The 15,475-nt window shown below is 63.6% G+C and carries 16 protein-coding genes; 9 read left to right on the top strand and 7 right to left on the bottom strand.

Features of this window, described 5'->3' with window-relative positions:
* The first annotated feature begins 218 nt into the window (after positions 1-218).
* Together ettA and gdhA are read left to right on the top strand one after the other, a co-directional pair.
* The gene (gene ettA / locus CHB99_RS23580) at positions 219-1,886 is read left to right on the top strand and encodes an energy-dependent translational throttle protein EttA (protein WP_042124800.1); all 1,668 of its coding nucleotides are present in this window, start codon (positions 219-221) and stop codon (positions 1,884-1,886) included.
* A gap of 316 nt (positions 1,887-2,202) precedes the next feature.
* Complete coding sequence (gdhA, locus tag CHB99_RS23575) at positions 2,203-3,540, top strand: NADP-specific glutamate dehydrogenase (protein WP_042124798.1); 1,338 nt, start codon at positions 2,203-2,205, stop codon at positions 3,538-3,540.
* Here gdhA and CHB99_RS23570 read toward each other — a convergent pair.
* The 4 genes from CHB99_RS23570 to CHB99_RS23555 form a co-directional block, all read right to left on the bottom strand.
* Complete coding sequence (locus CHB99_RS23570; RefSeq protein WP_042124796.1) at positions 3,537-4,040, bottom strand: GreA/GreB family elongation factor; 504 nt, start codon at positions 4,038-4,040, stop codon at positions 3,537-3,539. The genes gdhA and CHB99_RS23570 overlap by 4 nt on opposite strands.
* 71 nt (positions 4,041-4,111) lie before the next feature.
* Positions 4,112-4,459, bottom strand: a complete 348-nt coding sequence (locus CHB99_RS23565; protein WP_042124794.1) for a lipoprotein — start codon at positions 4,457-4,459, stop codon at positions 4,112-4,114.
* A gap of 90 nt (positions 4,460-4,549) precedes the next feature.
* A complete protein-coding gene (locus CHB99_RS23560; protein ID WP_042124792.1) occupies positions 4,550-6,403 on the bottom strand; it encodes an Lnb N-terminal periplasmic domain-containing protein in 1,854 nt (617 codons plus the stop codon).
* A gap of 81 nt (positions 6,404-6,484) precedes the next feature.
* A complete protein-coding gene (locus CHB99_RS23555) occupies positions 6,485-6,973 on the bottom strand; it encodes a DUF3015 domain-containing protein (protein ID WP_042124790.1) in 489 nt (162 codons plus the stop codon).
* A 275-nt stretch (positions 6,974-7,248) separates the two neighbouring features.
* On the opposite strand from CHB99_RS23555, the gene CHB99_RS23550 reads away from it, so the two are divergent.
* From CHB99_RS23550 to bamJ, 4 genes are all read left to right on the top strand, one after another.
* Complete coding sequence (locus CHB99_RS23550; protein ID WP_042124788.1) at positions 7,249-9,687, top strand: Lon protease family protein; 2,439 nt, start codon at positions 7,249-7,251, stop codon at positions 9,685-9,687.
* Between the two features lie 168 nt (positions 9,688-9,855).
* Complete coding sequence (locus tag CHB99_RS23545) at positions 9,856-10,164, top strand: PA4575 family protein (protein ID WP_042124786.1); 309 nt, start codon at positions 9,856-9,858, stop codon at positions 10,162-10,164.
* 59 nt (positions 10,165-10,223) lie between these two features.
* The gene (locus CHB99_RS23540; protein ID WP_042124784.1) at positions 10,224-10,532 is read left to right on the top strand and encodes a DUF6482 family protein; all 309 of its coding nucleotides are present in this window, start codon (positions 10,224-10,226) and stop codon (positions 10,530-10,532) included.
* An 83-nt stretch (positions 10,533-10,615) separates the two neighbouring features.
* The gene (gene bamJ / locus CHB99_RS23535; RefSeq protein ID WP_042124782.1) at positions 10,616-11,233 is read left to right on the top strand and encodes a BamJ family beta-barrel-assembly machinery protein; all 618 of its coding nucleotides are present in this window, start codon (positions 10,616-10,618) and stop codon (positions 11,231-11,233) included.
* 162 nt (positions 11,234-11,395) lie between these two features.
* Here the strand turns inward: bamJ and CHB99_RS23530 are convergent, their stop codons facing one another.
* From CHB99_RS23530 to CHB99_RS23520, 3 genes are all read right to left on the bottom strand, one after another.
* Positions 11,396-11,644, bottom strand: coding sequence for a PA4570 family protein (locus tag CHB99_RS23530; RefSeq protein ID WP_042124780.1), 249 nt, complete (start codon positions 11,642-11,644; stop codon positions 11,396-11,398).
* 132 nt (positions 11,645-11,776) lie between these two features.
* Entirely contained in the window at positions 11,777-12,118 is a 342-nt protein-coding gene (locus CHB99_RS23525; RefSeq protein WP_042124778.1) for a zinc ribbon domain-containing protein YjdM, read from the bottom strand.
* Positions 12,119-12,217: 99 nt separating this feature from the next.
* Positions 12,218-13,186 (bottom strand): polyprenyl synthetase family protein, encoded by a 969-nt coding sequence (locus CHB99_RS23520; RefSeq protein ID WP_042124897.1) that lies wholly within the window; start codon positions 13,184-13,186, stop codon positions 12,218-12,220.
* Positions 13,187-13,435: 249 nt separating this feature from the next.
* Between CHB99_RS23520 and rplU the strand changes: the two genes are divergently transcribed.
* The 3 genes from rplU (at position 13,436) to cgtA (ending at position 15,457) form a co-directional block, all read left to right on the top strand.
* Positions 13,436-13,750, top strand: a complete 315-nt coding sequence (rplU, locus tag CHB99_RS23515) for a 50S ribosomal protein L21 (RefSeq protein ID WP_009398990.1) — start codon at positions 13,436-13,438, stop codon at positions 13,748-13,750.
* 35 nt (positions 13,751-13,785) lie between these two features.
* Complete coding sequence (rpmA, locus tag CHB99_RS23510; RefSeq protein WP_009398991.1) at positions 13,786-14,043, top strand: 50S ribosomal protein L27; 258 nt, start codon at positions 13,786-13,788, stop codon at positions 14,041-14,043.
* A 187-nt stretch (positions 14,044-14,230) separates the two neighbouring features.
* Positions 14,231-15,457, top strand: coding sequence for an Obg family GTPase CgtA (gene cgtA, locus CHB99_RS23505; RefSeq protein WP_042124776.1), 1,227 nt, complete (start codon positions 14,231-14,233; stop codon positions 15,455-15,457).
* Positions 15,458-15,475: the final 18 nt, after the last annotated feature.

Raw genomic sequence — 15,475 nt, 5'->3', positions numbered from 1 at the left:
ACAGGCTGCACCGGGCTGCCCCCTGCCCGCCGTCGCCCAGTTCGGGTAACCTTACGGGTTCCGACTATCCGTTGCACAAGGGTGAGGCCACGGCCTGTACCCGCCGCGATCCTGCCCCGGGAAAACCCGCGAGCGCAGCGACGCCGGCCCGATACCCGGTTTGTTCCAGCCCTGTCCGAGGACGGGGCTTTTCCAACGATTCGAGCGAGGTCCGCATTTTGGCTCAATACGTCTACACCATGCACCGGCTGAGCAAAGTTGTTCCGCCCAAGCGTGAAATCCTCAAGAACATCTCCCTGTCGTTCTTCCCAGGCGCCAAGATCGGCGTACTCGGCCTGAACGGCTCGGGTAAATCCACCCTGCTGAAGATCATGGCCGGCGTCGACAAGGAATTCGATGGCGAAGCCCGCCCGATGCCGGAGCTGAACGTCGGTTACCTGCCGCAGGAACCGCAACTGGACCCGAGCAAGACCGTGCGCGAAGTGGTCGAGGAAGCGGTCAGCGTGATCAAGGACGCCCAGGCCCGCCTGGACGAGGTCTACGCCGCCTACGCCGAACCGGATGCCGACTTCGACAAGCTGGCCGCCGAGCAGGCCAAGCTGGAAGCCATCCTGCAAGCCAGCGACGGCCACAACCTCGAGCGTCAGCTGGAAGTCGCCGCCGATGCCCTGCGTCTGCCGGCCTGGGACGCCAAGGTCGAGCACCTGTCCGGTGGTGAAAAACGCCGCGTCGCCCTGTGCCGCCTGCTGCTGTCCGCCCCGGACATGCTGCTCCTCGACGAACCGACCAACCACCTGGACGCCGACTCCGTCGCCTGGCTGGAACACTTCCTCCACGACTTCCCGGGCACCGTGGTAGCGATCACCCACGACCGTTACTTCCTCGACAACGTCGCCGGCTGGATTCTCGAACTCGACCGCGGCGCCGGTATTCCATACGAGGGCAACTACTCCGGCTGGCTCGAAGCCAAGTCCGACCGTCTGGCCCAGGAATCCAAGCAGCAGTCGGCCCACGAGAAGGCCATGAAGGAAGAACTGGAGTGGGTGCGCAAAGGCGCCAAGGCCCGCCAGTCCAAGTCCAAGGCCCGTCTGGCGCGCTTCGAGGAAATGCAGTCGCAGGAATTCCAGAAGCGCAGCGAGACCAACGAGATCTACATCCCGGCCGGTCCGCGCCTGGGCGACAAGGTCATCGAGTTCAAGAACGTGTGCAAAGGCTATGGCGACCGCGTGTTGATCGACAACCTGTCGTTCACCATGCCGAAGGGCGCGATCGTCGGTGTCATCGGTGGTAACGGCGCGGGTAAATCGACCCTGTTCCGCATGCTGATGGGCAAGGAGCAACCGGACTCCGGCAGCATCGAGATCGGCGAAACCGTGCAACTGGCCTGCGTCGACCAGAGCCGCGAGGACCTGGACGGCAGCAAGACCGTGTTCCAGCAGATCTCCGACGGTTCCGACCAGATCCGCATCGGCAACTACGAGATCCCGTCGCGTACCTACGTCGGTCGCTTCAACTTCAAGGGCGGCGACCAGCAGAAGTTCGTCAAGGACCTGTCCGGTGGTGAGCGTGGCCGTCTGCACCTGGCCCTGACCCTGAAGGAGGGCGGCAACGTCCTGCTGCTCGACGAACCGTCCAACGACCTGGACGTGGAAACCCTGCGTTCGCTGGAGGAAGCCCTGCTGGACTTCCCGGGCGCCGCCATCGTGATTTCCCACGATCGCTGGTTCCTGGACCGCGTCGCGACCCACATCCTGGCCTATGAGGACGACTCGCAGGCGGTGTTCTTCGAAGGCAACTACACCGAGTACGAAGCGGACCGGAAGAAGCGTCTGGGTGACGCTGCTGCCCAGCCGCACCGGGTACGGCACAAGAAGCTGGCCCAGTAAGGTCGGTTATTGATGCACAGGAATGGGGCCCTTGGTGGCCCCATTTTTGTGCCTGTGATTCGGGGAGCGCGTTGCGCTCCTTCGCGGTGGTTCGTCACACGACAAGCCACGCTCCTATGGGGTTGGCCTGCGCTTCCCCGGTAGGAGCGTGGCTTGCCCGCGAAGGACCGCAAAGCGGTCCCAATGTGTATACATTTATAGAAATGCACCAAAAAATTTCAGAAAAACGACATTTCGCCCTGTTCCGGTGCGATGGCTTCTTGGTAAAGTCGCGAAAAAACCAAAAAGTCCAACTCCCTCGGTGAGATGTCTACTCATGACTGAATCTGTCGATCACTTCCTCGCGCGTCTGAAACAACGCGATCCCGCCCAACCCGAATTCCACCAGGCTGTGGAAGAAGTCCTGCGCAGCCTCTGGCCTTTCCTCGAAGCCAATCCTCACTACCTCGAAGCCGGCATTCTCGAACGCATGGTCGAGCCCGAGCGGGCCGTGTTGTTCCGTGTGTCCTGGGTCGATGACGCAGGCAAGGTCCAGGTCAACCGCGGCTACCGCATCCAGATGAGCAGCGCCATCGGCCCGTACAAGGGCGGTCTGCGTTTCCACCCGTCGGTGAACATCGGCGTGCTGAAGTTCCTCGCCTTCGAACAGGTGTTCAAGAACTCCCTGACCTCCCTGCCCATGGGCGGCGGCAAGGGCGGTTCCGACTTCGATCCGAAGGGCAAGAGCGACGCCGAAGTGATGCGCTTCTGCCAGGCCTTCATGAGCGAGCTGTACCGCCACATCGGCGCTGACCTCGACGTGCCGGCCGGCGATATCGGCGTGGGCGCGCGGGAAATCGGCTTCATGTTCGGCCAGTACAAGCGCCTGGCCAACCAGTTCACTTCGGTGCTGACCGGCAAGGGCATGAACTACGGCGGCAGCCTGATCCGTCCGGAAGCCACCGGCTACGGTTGCGTGTACTTCGCCGAGGAAATGCTCAAGCGCGAAGACAAGCGCATCGACGGCCGCCGCGTGGCCATCTCCGGCTCGGGCAACGTCGCCCAGTACGCCGCGCGCAAGGTCATGGACCTGGGCGGCAAGGTCATCTCGCTGTCCGACTCCGAAGGCACCCTGCACGCCGAGGCCGGCCTGACCGACGAGCAGTGGAACGCGCTGATGGAGCTGAAGAACGTCAAGCGTGGACGCCTGAGCGAACTGGCGACCCAGTTCGGCCTGGAGTTCCGTGCCGGCCAGCGCCCGTGGAACCTGCCGTGCGACATCGCCCTGCCATGCGCGACCCAGAACGAGCTGGACCTGGCCGACGCCCGCGCGCTGCTGGCCAACGGCTGCATCTGCGTGGCCGAAGGCGCCAACATGCCGACCACCCTGGAAGCGGTCGACCTGTTCATCGAAGCCGGCATCCTCTTCGCCCCGGGCAAGGCCTCCAACGCCGGCGGCGTCGCGGTCAGCGGCCTGGAAATGTCGCAGAACGCCATGCGTCTGCTGTGGACCGCCGGTGAAGTGGACAGCAAGCTGCACAACATCATGCAGTCGATCCACCATGCCTGTGTCCACTACGGCGAGGAAAACGGTCGCATCAACTACGTGAAAGGCGCCAACATCGCCGGCTTCGTCAAAGTCGCCGACGCCATGCTGGCGCAGGGCGTGGTCTAAGGTTCGGGCTCCGGCTCGATGGCGATGACCTCGATCAGCTGATCGCCCGCCGGTCGTCGCCACACAACCTCGTCACCGGGTGCCGCTCCCAGCAGCGCCCGGCCCAGCGGGGAACCCCAGTTGATCAGGCCGGCAGCGATGTCGGCCTGATCTTCCCCCACCAGTTGCACCACCTGTTGCCGGTCCTGTTCGTCGATATAGGTCACCCGGCTGCCGATCTGTACCTTGTCCCGCGATGTCGCCGCCGGTACCACCTGGGCGCTCTGCTGTCGCGCGCCGAAATAGCGCAGGTCGCGTTCGGTATCGGCCAGGCGCTGCTTGTCGGCCCGCTCACCCTGGGCGAGGAGGTCGCTGCGCAGGCGATTGAGTTCCATCACCCGCTGCTGCAGGTCGGCGAGACCGCGGGCGGTAACGTAGTTGGGCTGGTCGCTGACCTTGCGCTCGACCGGCTGGCTGGCCTGGGCGGCAGCCTGGTCCTCGTTGACGAATGCTCGGCTCATGAACGGTCTCCTTTGCCAGAAGACCATGCTGGCAGGGTCGCGGTTTCAGCGGATGTCCGATTGCGACGCCGTCATCGCCGATAGGCCCGTGCCGCGTCACGGTCCTTTTCCTGTTGCCAGCGTTCTTCGCGCTCGTCCCAGTGGCGGTCGTAGTAGTTCTGCTGATCCTGGTTCCGGCGCATCGCCTGGCACTGGCGGAAGCCGTCGTCCCAGCCGGTTTCGTACTGGCGGTTGTGCAGGTAGCGCGGGACATCCTTGCGGAATTCGCCGGCCATGACCCCGGCGGCTTGCCGGCCACTGCCGCAGCCGTCCCCGAAGCCGTCGGCGTAGGCCGGTGGATAACCTTTTTCGATCAACTGCTGGTGGGTCGATTGACAACCCGTCAGGAACAGCACCGCTACAACCCAGTACCACCGCATCGCAAGACTCTCCGCATGATGGGGAAAGTCTAGGAGGGGGATTGTCGGTGTGTTGTCAAAAGGTGGTGAATGGCGTGTTCCGGGAGCGCCTCAGTAGTGATACCACTTCAACTCCAGCATCACCTCGTTCTGCGCCGTCGCCAGCTGGCTGAACTCGCGCCTGGCGCTCAAGCGCAGGCCCAGGCTGTCGCTCAATTCCCATTGCTGGTTGAGGCTCAGGCTGCGCCGCACCTCGCCATTGACGAAGTAATCCCCCTTGGCTTCGAGGCTCAGGTTGCCCAGCCCGTTGCGCCACAACACCCCGGTATTGAACCCGGCGGCAGGGGCGATGAACTGGGCGAAGTCGTTGTGGTGCTCGACCCGCACGGTGCCCAGGGCAAAACCGAGCAGGTCGTCGCCCAGCGCCCAGGTCCCGCCGGCGCCGCCGTTGACATGACTGACCAGCACTTCGTCGTCATGCTTGCCCGGCACCCGCTCCAGGCCGCCAGCCACCTGCCATGACCAGGGCTTGAGCAGATCGTTGCGCGGGGTCAGCGAGCGGATGGTCGCCAGGTCCAGGCGCTGCACCTGCCAGTCATTGCCTTCGTACTGGCGCAGCTTGAGCTGGAGAATCTCGATCTGCGCGCCGAGCGGGAAGCCATAGGCGTTGTCGTTGAGGTCGTGATAGGCCATGCGCAGACCATATTCGGCGAACGCGCGGTCCTCGCGGGTACCGACGCCGAGCTGCCAGGTGCGCGATTCATGACCGTCCTCGGGCAGGCCGGGACGCTCGATGTCCAGCGGCGGCGGCGGGTTGCGGTTGATCGCCCGCAGCAGTTCGAAACTGCGCTTGGCCTGCGCCGGATCGCGCTCCTGGCCGGTGGCGCGGTAACGCTCCAGGCGGTAGGCGGCGTCCTGCACCAGGGCCTGGCGCGGCTTGGGCAGGGCGCTGAACTCGGGGCTTTGCAGATAGGTAGTATCGGCAGCCAGCGTCAGCACCTGGCGCTGTTCGGCTTTTTCCAGCGGCGCGGCGCGGGCCAGCAATTCCCGTTCTCGCGACGGCCGGTAGTCCACCCGCTCGACCAGCCCGGCCTTCTTCACCGCCTTGACCGTGTCGGTGGGGATCGCGGTCAGGGGGAAATGCGAGGTCAGGTCCAGGCTCGGGCGGGCCACCTGGAGCAGTTCCAGCAGGCGATAGGAGCAGTTTTCGTCGAAGAAGAAGTAGTCGAAGCGGATCTGCTTGAGCTCCCAGATATGCTCGACCATGCGCCCGGTTTCCTCGGGCGAGAGGTTCAGCCGGTATTCCCACAGGTCGCGGTTTTCCAGGCTGCGGTACTCGGAAAGTTTCTCCTGGTAGGGGACGAAGGCGAACAGGCCGGGATAGCCGCCCATCAGGCCCTTCCAGGCATAGAGAATGCTGTTGTCGTTGCCTTCGATATAGGCGCCGAAGTTGACCGCGTAGCTGAGCAGGGCGGTTTCGTTGCTCTGCACGTCGGCCTGGTCGATGCGCAGCAGGGTGTGGCCGAACATCGACGACGGGCTGTTCAGGTAGGCGGCGGGGAAGATCAGCACCGCGCTGTGCGGCGCCACGTCCTGGAACCAGCGGGTGTATTCGGTGCAGTCGGGGGTCGGCAGATCGCCGAGCTGCAACTGCTCGCGCAGCCAGCGGGTGCGTGCCGGGTACACGCATTGGGCATGTTTGTCGCCCAGGCTGGCGGGCTCGTAGAGGGCCCGCACGGTGGCGGCCAGTTCGCGATCGGGATGGTGCGCACCGTCCTCGGCAAGAAAGAACCGTTCGTCGTCGACATAACTGCGCCAACCGCCCAGCTTGCCGGTCTCGTAGTGGCCCAGGGCAATCCAGTAGGGATCGGTGGCCAGGGCCTGGAGGCGCGATTCGTCCATGAAAGGTGCCGCGTGCAGCGGGGCACAGGCACAGAGCGCCAGAGCGGCGAGGCGTTTGAGCATGTCGGGCAACTACTTCTCGAATGAAGCCGATGGGATCAACGACCCGCTCCGTTCCCGGAGCGGGGTGACGCAGCGTCAGCGTCAGGCTGCAGGAGCGTACTTGGCCAGGCGGGCATCCGCCTTGAGCACGGCGAGGGTATTGCTGTGGACGTCTTCGGCGGTGATGTCCGCGGTCTTGAAGATGTCCTGGAAGTGCTGATGGGTGACGGCGGCGAAGTGCGCGCGGTCTTCGGGGGCCACACCGAGAACCACGGCATAGGTGGTCAGGGCTTCGCCCTGGCCCTTGGCCATGTCTTCGGAGAGCTCGTTCATCATGCCGTTCATGGCGAACCAGGATTTGCCGCCGTAGGTCAGCGCGGCGTTGGTCGAGCAGCCGTTGGTACCCGAGGTCATGCCGAAGGTGGCGTTGCCCGAGGTGCCGTTGGTGGTGGAGGCGAGGAAGTGAGCGGGAGTGCCGCGTTGGCCTTCGAACAGCATGTTGCCCCAGCCGCAGTCCGGTCCGCCGGGCGCCTGGGCCATGGCGTTGATCGAAACCGCGGTGAACAGAGTACCCAGAAGAATCCGTTTCATAGCGTTGTTCTCTTTTTGATTTGCAAACCAAAGGTCAGGGTTGTCCGGCGTGCCGCGGGGGGACTGCCGGATCGGGTCCGGTTATCTACCCGGCCGCGCAGTGTAAGAGTTTAGGCACGATCCCCGGGTTCGGTTATTAATTGCGAAATATTGCGTTAACACGCGTGGCTCATCACGTTTTGCGCACCCGTAGGCAAATGCGCCAAGAGCCTTGCAACGCGGGCGCAGGCGGCGCCAGAATGCCCGCATCTGCCCCGCCGAAGTAAGGAAGCCCGATGCCCGATTCTGTCGCTGCGAGCCTGCGTCTTGCGCCCGAAGCCCTGACCCGGCCGTTTTCCGCTGAACAGTTCGCTTTTTCCACAACCAATGATCTGGAGCCATTTCGCGGTGTGCTGGGCCAGGAACGTGCGGTAGAGGCCCTGCAGTTCGGCGTCGCCATGCCCCGTCCGGGCTACAACGTGTTCGTCATGGGCGAACCGGGCACCGGTCGCTTCTCGTTCGTCAAGCGCTACCTGAAAGCCGAAGGCAAGCGCCTGCAGACCCCGTCCGACTGGGTCTACGTCAACAACTTCGACGAACCGCGCGAGCCTCGCGCGGTGGAGCTGGCGCCTGGCAGCGCGAGCACCTTCATCGCCGATATCGGCAGCCTGATCGACAACCTCGTGGTCACCTTCCCGGCGGTCTTCGAGCACCCGTCCTACCAGCAGAAGAAGAGCGCCATCGACCGTGCCTTCAACCAGCGCTACGACCGCGCCCTCGACGTGATCGAGCGCGCCTCGCTGGAGAAGGACGTGGCGCTGTACCGCGACAGCAGCAATGTCGCCTTCACCCCGATGAGCGATGGCAAGGCCCTCGACGAAGCCGAGTTCGCCCAGTTGCCGGAAGCCGAGCGCGAGCGCTTCCACGAAGACATCGCCGCGCTGGAAGAGCGCTTGAACGAAGAGCTGGCGAGCCTGCCGCAGTGGAAGCGCGAGTCGAACAACCAGTTGCGTCAGCTCAACGAGGAAACCATTACCCTGGCCCTCCAGCCGCTGCTCGGCCCTCTGTCGGAAAAATACTCGGAGAACGCCGCGGTCTGCGCCTACCTGCAGGCCGTGCAGGTGCACCTGTTGCGTACCGTTGTCGAGCAGTTGGTGGACGACAGCAAGATCGACGCGGTGGCGCGCAAGATGCTCGAGGAGCAGCTTTCGCCGAGCCTGGTGGTCGGTCATTCCGCCAGCGGCGGTGCGCCGGTGGTGTTCGAACCGCACCCGACCTACGACAACCTGTTCGGCCGCATCGAATACAGCACCGACCAGGGGGCGCTGTACACCAACTACCGGCAGTTGCGCCCGGGGGCGCTGCATCGCGCCAACGGCGGTTTCCTGATCCTCGAAGCGGAGAAGATGCTCGGCGAGCCGTTCGTCTGGGATGCCCTCAAGCGCGCCCTGCAGTCGCGCAAGCTGAAGATGGAATCGCCGCTGGGCGAGCTGGGTCGCATCGCCACGGTGACCCTGACGCCGCAGATGATCCCGTTGCAGGTCAAGGTCGTCATCATCGGCGCGCGCCAGCTCTACTACGCGCTGCAGGACCATGATCCGGACTTCCAGGAGATGTTCCGCGTGCTGGTGGATTTCGACGAAGAGATCCCGATGCACGACGAGAGCCTGGAGCAGTTCGCCCAGTTGCTGAAGACCCGTACCAGCGAGGAAGGCATGGCGCCGCTGACCGCCGACGCGGTGGCGCGCCTGGCGACCTACAGCGCGCGCCTGGCGGAAAACCAGAAGCGTTTGTCGGCGCGCATCGGTGACCTGTTCCAGCTGGTCAGCGAGGCCGACTTCATCCGCCACCTGGCCAACGACGAAATGACCGACGTCGGTCATATCGAACGTGCGCTCAAGGCCAAGGCCACGCGCACCGGACGGGTTTCGGCGCGGATTCTCGACGACATGCTCGCCGGGATCATCCTCATCGATACCGAGGGTGCGGCGGTGGGCAAGTGCAACGGCCTGACCGTGCTGGAAGTGGGCGACTCCGCGTTCGGCGTGCCGGCGCGGATTTCCGCCACGGTATACCCGGGCGGCAGCGGTATCGTCGACATCGAGCGTGAGGTCAACCTCGGCCAGCCGATCCACTCCAAGGGCGTGATGATTCTCACCGGCTATCTCGGCAGCCGTTACGCCCAGGAATTCCCCCTGGCGATTTCCGCGAGCATTGCCCTGGAGCAGTCCTACGGCTATGTCGATGGCGACAGTGCCTCGCTGGGCGAGGCCTGCACGCTGATCTCGGCGCTGTCGAAGACACCGCTCAAGCAATGTTTCGCGATCACCGGCTCGATCAACCAGTTCGGCGAAGTGCAGGCGGTCGGCGGGGTCAACGAGAAGATCGAAGGGTTCTTCCGCCTTTGCGAAGCCCGTGGCCTGACCGGCGAGCAGGGCGCGATCATCCCGAAAGCCAACGTGTCCACCCTGATGCTCGACGAGCGGGTGCTGCAGGCAGTTCGTGCCGGGCAGTTCCATGTCTACGCGGTGAGCCAGGCCGACGAAGCGCTCAGCCTGCTGGTGGGCGAGCCCGCCGGCACGCCGGACGCCGACGGCCAGTTCCCGGAGGGCAGTGTCAACGCCCGGGTGGTGGAACGCCTGCGGGTGATCGCCGAGATGATCAGTGAGGAAGACCTCAAGGAAGCCGAGAAAGAGCAGGCGGAACAGGCACTTGCCGAGGTCAAACCGGCCTGACGGTTGGCTGGCGGGCGCCGCGATGGCATGACCATTCGGCGCCCGTTTGCCGCCGGTCGCTTGTGCCGAGCGGTTTTCTTCTATTCTTCAAAGCATGGATAGTCGTCGGTACAGGATGGAAACAGCCTTGTTCGAAGGCTGAACGAGATTCTTCCGAGGGTCGTCGCCATGCCGCGCAGCCTCAGCCTTACCCGCCAATGCCTGGGTCTGGTCACCCGCATTGAGTGCAGCATACGTCCCCTGGCCGGCGACACCGGTATGTGGACACTCCTGTTCGCCGCCGGCATGGCTGGCGAACAACCTTCCGCGATCAAGGCCCAGGGGCCGTTCCACGGTCCTTTCGTCGCCGAGTCGGTGCTCAATGCCATCGTCGACAGCCTGACCCTGCACGGCTATCAGCTCGCCGACGATCCGCAGATCTGGAGCGTTCATCTGCAGGCGCAGCTGCGTCGGGTCAACGGATACGTGCATCACTGAAGTCGTGGCTGTACAAAAAATGAACGGTCGCTAGACTGTTCCCGCTGCGAGGTACGCTCATGAACCTGCACGAACTGAACGCCCAGGCCCGCACGGGCCATATCCAGGAGATCAACCTGATCGCCATCGAAGGTGGTGACTATCTGCTGGAGGCGCGCGCCCACGGGCACGCACATGCTCTGACCGATGTCCGCGGCGGACGCCTGAAAGTGCATTCGCTGGTGGAAGCGCATCATCTGCTCAGAGGCCTGCCGACCCTGCCGCTGCACCTGGTGCATTGGTCGGTGCAGGACGAAATGTGCGGCATGCCCGATATGCCTGAAGAAGATCTCAAGCTGCCGCTGTCCGGTCGTTCGCCAGGTAGCTGATGCGCTTCGTCGCAGTGTGCTAGGCTGCTCGCCCTTTTCATGAAGGGCGCGGTCGTCAGTGCGCCCTGCTGCGGAGTAGATCAATGTCCGAAATCAACCTGTCCACCGACGAAACCCGCGTCAGCTACGGCATCGGCCGCCAACTGGGCGGCCAACTGCGCGACAACCCGCCGCCGGGCGTGAGCCTGGACGCCATCCTGGCCGGCCTGACCGACGCCTTCAACGGCGCCGAAAGCCGCGTCAGCGAAGCCGACCTGTCGGCCAGCTTCAAGGTCATCCGTGAAGTCATGCAGGCCGAGCAGGCCGCCAAGGCTGAAGCCGCCGCTGCCGCCGGCAAGGAATTCCTCGCCGAGAACGCCAAGCGCGAAGGCATCACCACCCTGGCTTCCGGTCTGCAGTTCGAAGTGCTGACCGCTGGCGAAGGCGCCAAGCCGACCCGCGAAGACAACGTGCGTACCCACTACCACGGCACCCTGATCGACGGCACTGTCTTCGACAGCTCCTATGATCGTGGTCAGCCAGCTGAATTCCCGGTGGGTGGCGTGATCGCCGGCTGGACCGAAGCTCTGCAACTGATGAACGCGGGCAGCAAATGGCGCCTGTACGTGCCGAGCGAGCTGGCTTACGGCGCGCAAGGCGTTGGCAGCATCCCGCCGCACAGCGTGCTGGTCTTCGACGTCGAGCTGTTGGACGTTCTGTAAGACCTGTCGGGCCGCTTATCTGCGGCCCGGACATCCTTTGTAGGAGCGTGGCTTGCCCGCGAAGGACCGCAACGCGGTCCCTGACAACACTGCAATCGGGGACCGCTGCGCGGTCCTTCGCAGGCAAGCCAGCTCCTACAGAGCAATCATGGCCCTACCAGGTCAGAACCCGGTATGCGGGGTATTCGGGCGCAACGCCCGGGCATAGCAGAACAGGAACAGGTTCCTCACCAGTTCCTTGAGCACGATCGGCTCACTTGAATTCAATCCGTTCAGATCCAGGTCGCCCTGGTCGCGCAGTTCGTCCAGCGCCGCCTCTTCGAGCACGGCACAGACCTCGCCGGTCTCGCGGTGGAGGATGCGCAGGTAGGGTTGTGGGCGGTCAAGCCAGGCGTCGATCAGATAAGTCATGGCTATTCTCCTTGAAAGCGTTCAGTGAGAATAATTCTTATTACCGGAATAGCAAGTGACAAATGGGAATAATTTGCATTTTCTGCCGAGGTGCGCGCCCGTGTCGCGCTGCGCACCTGGAAAGGCGGGGGATCAGACCTTGCGGACGAACTCCGATTTCAGCTTCATCGGGCCGATGCCATCGATCTTGCAGTCGATATCGTGGTCGCCGTCGCACAGGCGGATGTTCTTCACCTTGGTGCCGACCTTGACCACCAGCGAGGTGCCCTTGACCTTGAGGTCCTTGATCACGGTGATGGTGTCGCCGTCCTGCAGGACGTTGCCCACTGCGTCCTTCTTCACCACGTCATCGTTGGCCGCCTCGGCTTCGCCGCTGGCCGACCACTCGTGGGCGCACTCGGGGCAGATCAGTTGAGCGCCGTCTTCATAGGTGTATTCGGAGTTGCATTTGGGGCAGGGTGGCAAGGTGCTCACTAAATTTCCTCGGGTCATGCGTGCAGAAAACCCACATTGTATAGGGTTTTGCCTGACAGAGGAAAAGCGGGCCCGTCGAGCGACGGGCCCGGCGGGGACTCAGTGTGTGCGGGCGACCGCGAATTCGCTGAGTTCGATCAGCGCATCGCGGTATTCGCTGGCCGGCAGCACTTCCAGGCAGGCGATGGCGCGGGCCACGTAGTCGCGGGCCAGGTTGGCGGTGTAGTCCAGCGAGCCGGAGGCTTCCACGGCTTCGCGAATGCGTTCCAGGTCCTCGATTCCGCCTTTCTGGATCGCCTGGCGAACCAGGGCCGCCTGTTCAGCGGTGCCTTCGCGCATGGTGTAGATCAGCGGCAGGGTCGGCTTGCCTTCGGCGAGGTCATCGCCGACGTTCTTGCCCAGGGTCTGCGCGTCGCCCTTGTAGTCGAGCAGGTCGTCGACCAGCTGGAAGGCCACGCCCAGGTGGTCGCCGAAGGTGCGCAGGGCCTCGCGCTGCTCGTCGCTGGCACCGGCCAGGGCGGCGGCGCTGTGGGTCGAGGCCTCGAACAGCATCGCGGTCTTGCCGCGGATGACATCCATGTAGATTTCTTCGGTGGTACTGGCGTCACGCACTCGCGACAGCTGCAGCACTTCGCCCTCGGCGATGACCCGGGTGGCCTTGGAGAGGATCTGCATGACCGGCATCGAACCCAGCTCGACCATCATTTCGAACGAGCGCGAATAAAGGAAGTCGCCCACCAGCACGCTCGGCGCGTTGCCCCACAGGGCATTGGCGGTGGAGCGGCCACGGCGCATGCCGGACATGTCGACCACGTCGTCGTGCAGCAGGGTGGCGGTGTGGAGGAATTCGATGGTGGCGGCGAGCAGGCGCAGGTCGTCGCCTTCACGGCCCAGGGCCTTGCCGCAGAGCAGGACCAGCAGCGGACGCAGACGCTTGCCGCCGGCGGAGGTAATGTAGTCGCCGATTTTCGATACCAGCGGAACGCGGGAAGTCAGCTGTTTCTTGATGATCTCGTCAACGGCGCTGAAATCGTCCGCTACCGCGCGGTAGAAAGCTTGGGGTTGCATCGGCCACAGGTGCTCCATATAGGTTGCGCGGCATGCTAGGTTGCGGGTTCCGGCCTGTCAAGGCGCCCGGCCGGGCGGGCCTGGGCGCCACTTGCAAGGGCCGGATGGCTTGCGTACAATCGCGCACCCTACTTCCTGGGCAGCACCTGCCTTACGCAATTGCACCGGGCCGTTCCAGCCCCATGCAGCCATGCCAGCCAATACTCTTCCTATAAAGCGCTGGGTGAGCAGGATTATCGGAGAAATACCATGTCTTACGCAGTAATTGTTACCGGTGGCAAGCAGTACAAAGTCGCCGAAGGTGAATACCTGAAGATCGAGAAACTGGAAGTCGCCACTGGCGAATCCGTTACTTTCGACCGCGTTCTGCTGGTTGCCAATGGCGACGACGTGAACATCGGCGCTCCAGTCGTTGCTGGTGCAAAGGTTGTTGCTGAAGTGATCTCCCAAGGTCGTCACGACAAAGTGCGCATCATCAAGTTCCGCCGCCGTAAGCACCACATGAAGCGCATGGGCCACCGCCAGTGGTTCACCGAGATCAAAATCACCGGTATTCAGGCTTAATTCCAGCCTAATCCCCCTTCAGGAGAATTGAACTCATGGCACACAAAAAAGCTGGTGGTAGTACCCGTAACGGTCGCGACTCAGAAGCCAAACGCCTTGGCGTGAAGATGTATGGCGGCCAGGCTATCGTTCCAGGCAACATCATCGTCCGCCAACGCGGCACCCAGTTCCACGCCGGCTACGGCGTTGGCATGGGCAAGGATCACACCCTGTTCGCCAAGATCGCGGGTAAGATCAAGTTCGAAGTAAAAGGCGCCTTCGGTCGTCGTTACGTGAGCGTTGTCGCCGAGTAATCGCGCGCACGCTGGAAGAGCCCTGTCTTGCGACGGGGCTTTTTCGTTTTTGGAGTGAGTCTCTTGCAAAGCTGTCCGCATGGGCTGCTGGCGCTGTATTCGCTTGACGGGTTCGCCGCGCTCATTTTTGCAAGAGCCTTACGTTATCTGGTCACTCAGCTCGTCGGTCTGACGAGAGGCGGTTTTTATGAAGTTTGTTGACGAAGTATCGATCCGGGTCAAGGCCGGTGATGGCGGGAACGGTTGCATGGCCTTCCGCCGCGAAAAGTTCATCGAGAACGGCGGCCCCAACGGCGGTGACGGTGGTGATGGCGGCTCGATCTACATGGTCGCCGACGAAAACCTCAACACCCTGGTCGACTACCGCTACACCCGTCATTTCGAAGCCGAGCGTGGTGCCAACGGCGGCAGCACCGACTGCACCGGCAAGAAGGGTGAAGACCTGATCCTGCGGGTTCCGGTCGGTACCACAGTGATCGACGCCAGCACCCAGGAAATCATCGGTGACCTGGTCAAGGCCGGACAGAAACTGATGGTGGTGCAGGGCGGCTGGCACGGCCTCGGCAACACCCGTTTCAAATCCAGTACCAACCGTGCGCCACGCCAGACCACGCCGGGCAAGCCGGGCGAGCAGCGTGACCTCAAGCTGGAAATGAAAGTGCTGGCCGACGTCGGCCTGCTGGGTCTGCCGAACGCTGGCAAGAGCACCTTCATCCGCGCCGTCTCGGCCGCCAAGCCGAAGGTCGCCGACTACCCGTTCACCACCCTGGTGCCGAACCTGGGCGTGGTCAGCGTCGACCGCTGGAAGAGCTTCGTCATCGCCGACATCCCCGGCCTGATCGAAGGCGCCTCCGAAGGTGCCGGCCTGGGCATCCGCTTCCTCAAGCACCTGGCACGCACCCGCGTGCTGCTGCACCTGGTCGACCTGGCGCCGCTGGACGAAAGCAGCCCGGCCGATGCCGCCGAAGTGATCGTCAACGAGCTGGAGCGCTTCAGCCCGTCGCTGTGCGAGCGCGAGCGCTGGCTGGTGCTGAACAAGGCGGACATGATCCCGGAAGACGAGCGTGAAGCGCGGGTCAAGGAAGTGGTCGATCGCCTGCAGTGGGAAGGTCCGGTCTACCTGATCTCGGCCATCTCCCGCCAGGGCACCGAGCAGATCAGCCACGACCTGATGCGTTACCTCGAAGACCGTGCCGACCGCCTGGCCAACGACCCGGCCTACGCCGAAGAACTGCGTGATCTCGACCAGCGCATCGAAGACGAGGCCCGCGCCCAGCTGCAGGCCCTCGACGACGCCCGCACTCTGCGCCGCACCGGCGTCAAGAGCGTGGCCGATGCCAGCGATGACGACGATGACTTCTGGGGCGACGAGGACGACGAAGACGGTCCGGAAATCATTTACGTGCGCGACTGATCCGTTGCAGTACACTGA

Source organism: Pseudomonas japonica, assembly GCF_900188455.1.
GTDB lineage: Bacteria > Pseudomonadota > Gammaproteobacteria > Pseudomonadales > Pseudomonadaceae > Aquipseudomonas > Aquipseudomonas japonica.
This window is presented reverse-complemented; position numbering and strand designations above follow the sequence as displayed.

Coding starts and splice junctions, on each gene's coding strand:
- CHB99_RS23550 (WP_042124788.1), top strand. CDS start 7,249: ATGCCCGATTCTGTCGCTGCGAGCCTGCGTCTTGCGCCCGAAGCCCTG.
- CHB99_RS23555 (WP_042124790.1), bottom strand. CDS start 6,973: ATGAAACGGATTCTTCTGGGTACTCTGTTCACCGCGGTTTCGATCAAC.
- CHB99_RS23545 (WP_042124786.1), top strand. CDS start 9,856: ATGCCGCGCAGCCTCAGCCTTACCCGCCAATGCCTGGGTCTGGTCACC.
- rpmA (WP_009398991.1), top strand. CDS start 13,786: ATGGCACACAAAAAAGCTGGTGGTAGTACCCGTAACGGTCGCGACTCA.
- cgtA (WP_042124776.1), top strand. CDS start 14,231: ATGAAGTTTGTTGACGAAGTATCGATCCGGGTCAAGGCCGGTGATGGC.
- rplU (WP_009398990.1), top strand. CDS start 13,436: ATGTCTTACGCAGTAATTGTTACCGGTGGCAAGCAGTACAAAGTCGCC.
- bamJ (WP_042124782.1), top strand. CDS start 10,616: ATGTCCGAAATCAACCTGTCCACCGACGAAACCCGCGTCAGCTACGGC.
- gdhA (WP_042124798.1), top strand. CDS start 2,203: ATGACTGAATCTGTCGATCACTTCCTCGCGCGTCTGAAACAACGCGAT.
- CHB99_RS23520 (WP_042124897.1), bottom strand. CDS start 13,186: ATGCAACCCCAAGCTTTCTACCGCGCGGTAGCGGACGATTTCAGCGCC.
- CHB99_RS23565 (WP_042124794.1), bottom strand. CDS start 4,459: ATGCGGTGGTACTGGGTTGTAGCGGTGCTGTTCCTGACGGGTTGTCAA.
- CHB99_RS23530 (WP_042124780.1), bottom strand. CDS start 11,644: ATGACTTATCTGATCGACGCCTGGCTTGACCGCCCACAACCCTACCTG.
- CHB99_RS23540 (WP_042124784.1), top strand. CDS start 10,224: ATGAACCTGCACGAACTGAACGCCCAGGCCCGCACGGGCCATATCCAG.
- CHB99_RS23560 (WP_042124792.1), bottom strand. CDS start 6,403: ATGCTCAAACGCCTCGCCGCTCTGGCGCTCTGTGCCTGTGCCCCGCTG.
- CHB99_RS23570 (WP_042124796.1), bottom strand. CDS start 4,040: ATGAGCCGAGCATTCGTCAACGAGGACCAGGCTGCCGCCCAGGCCAGC.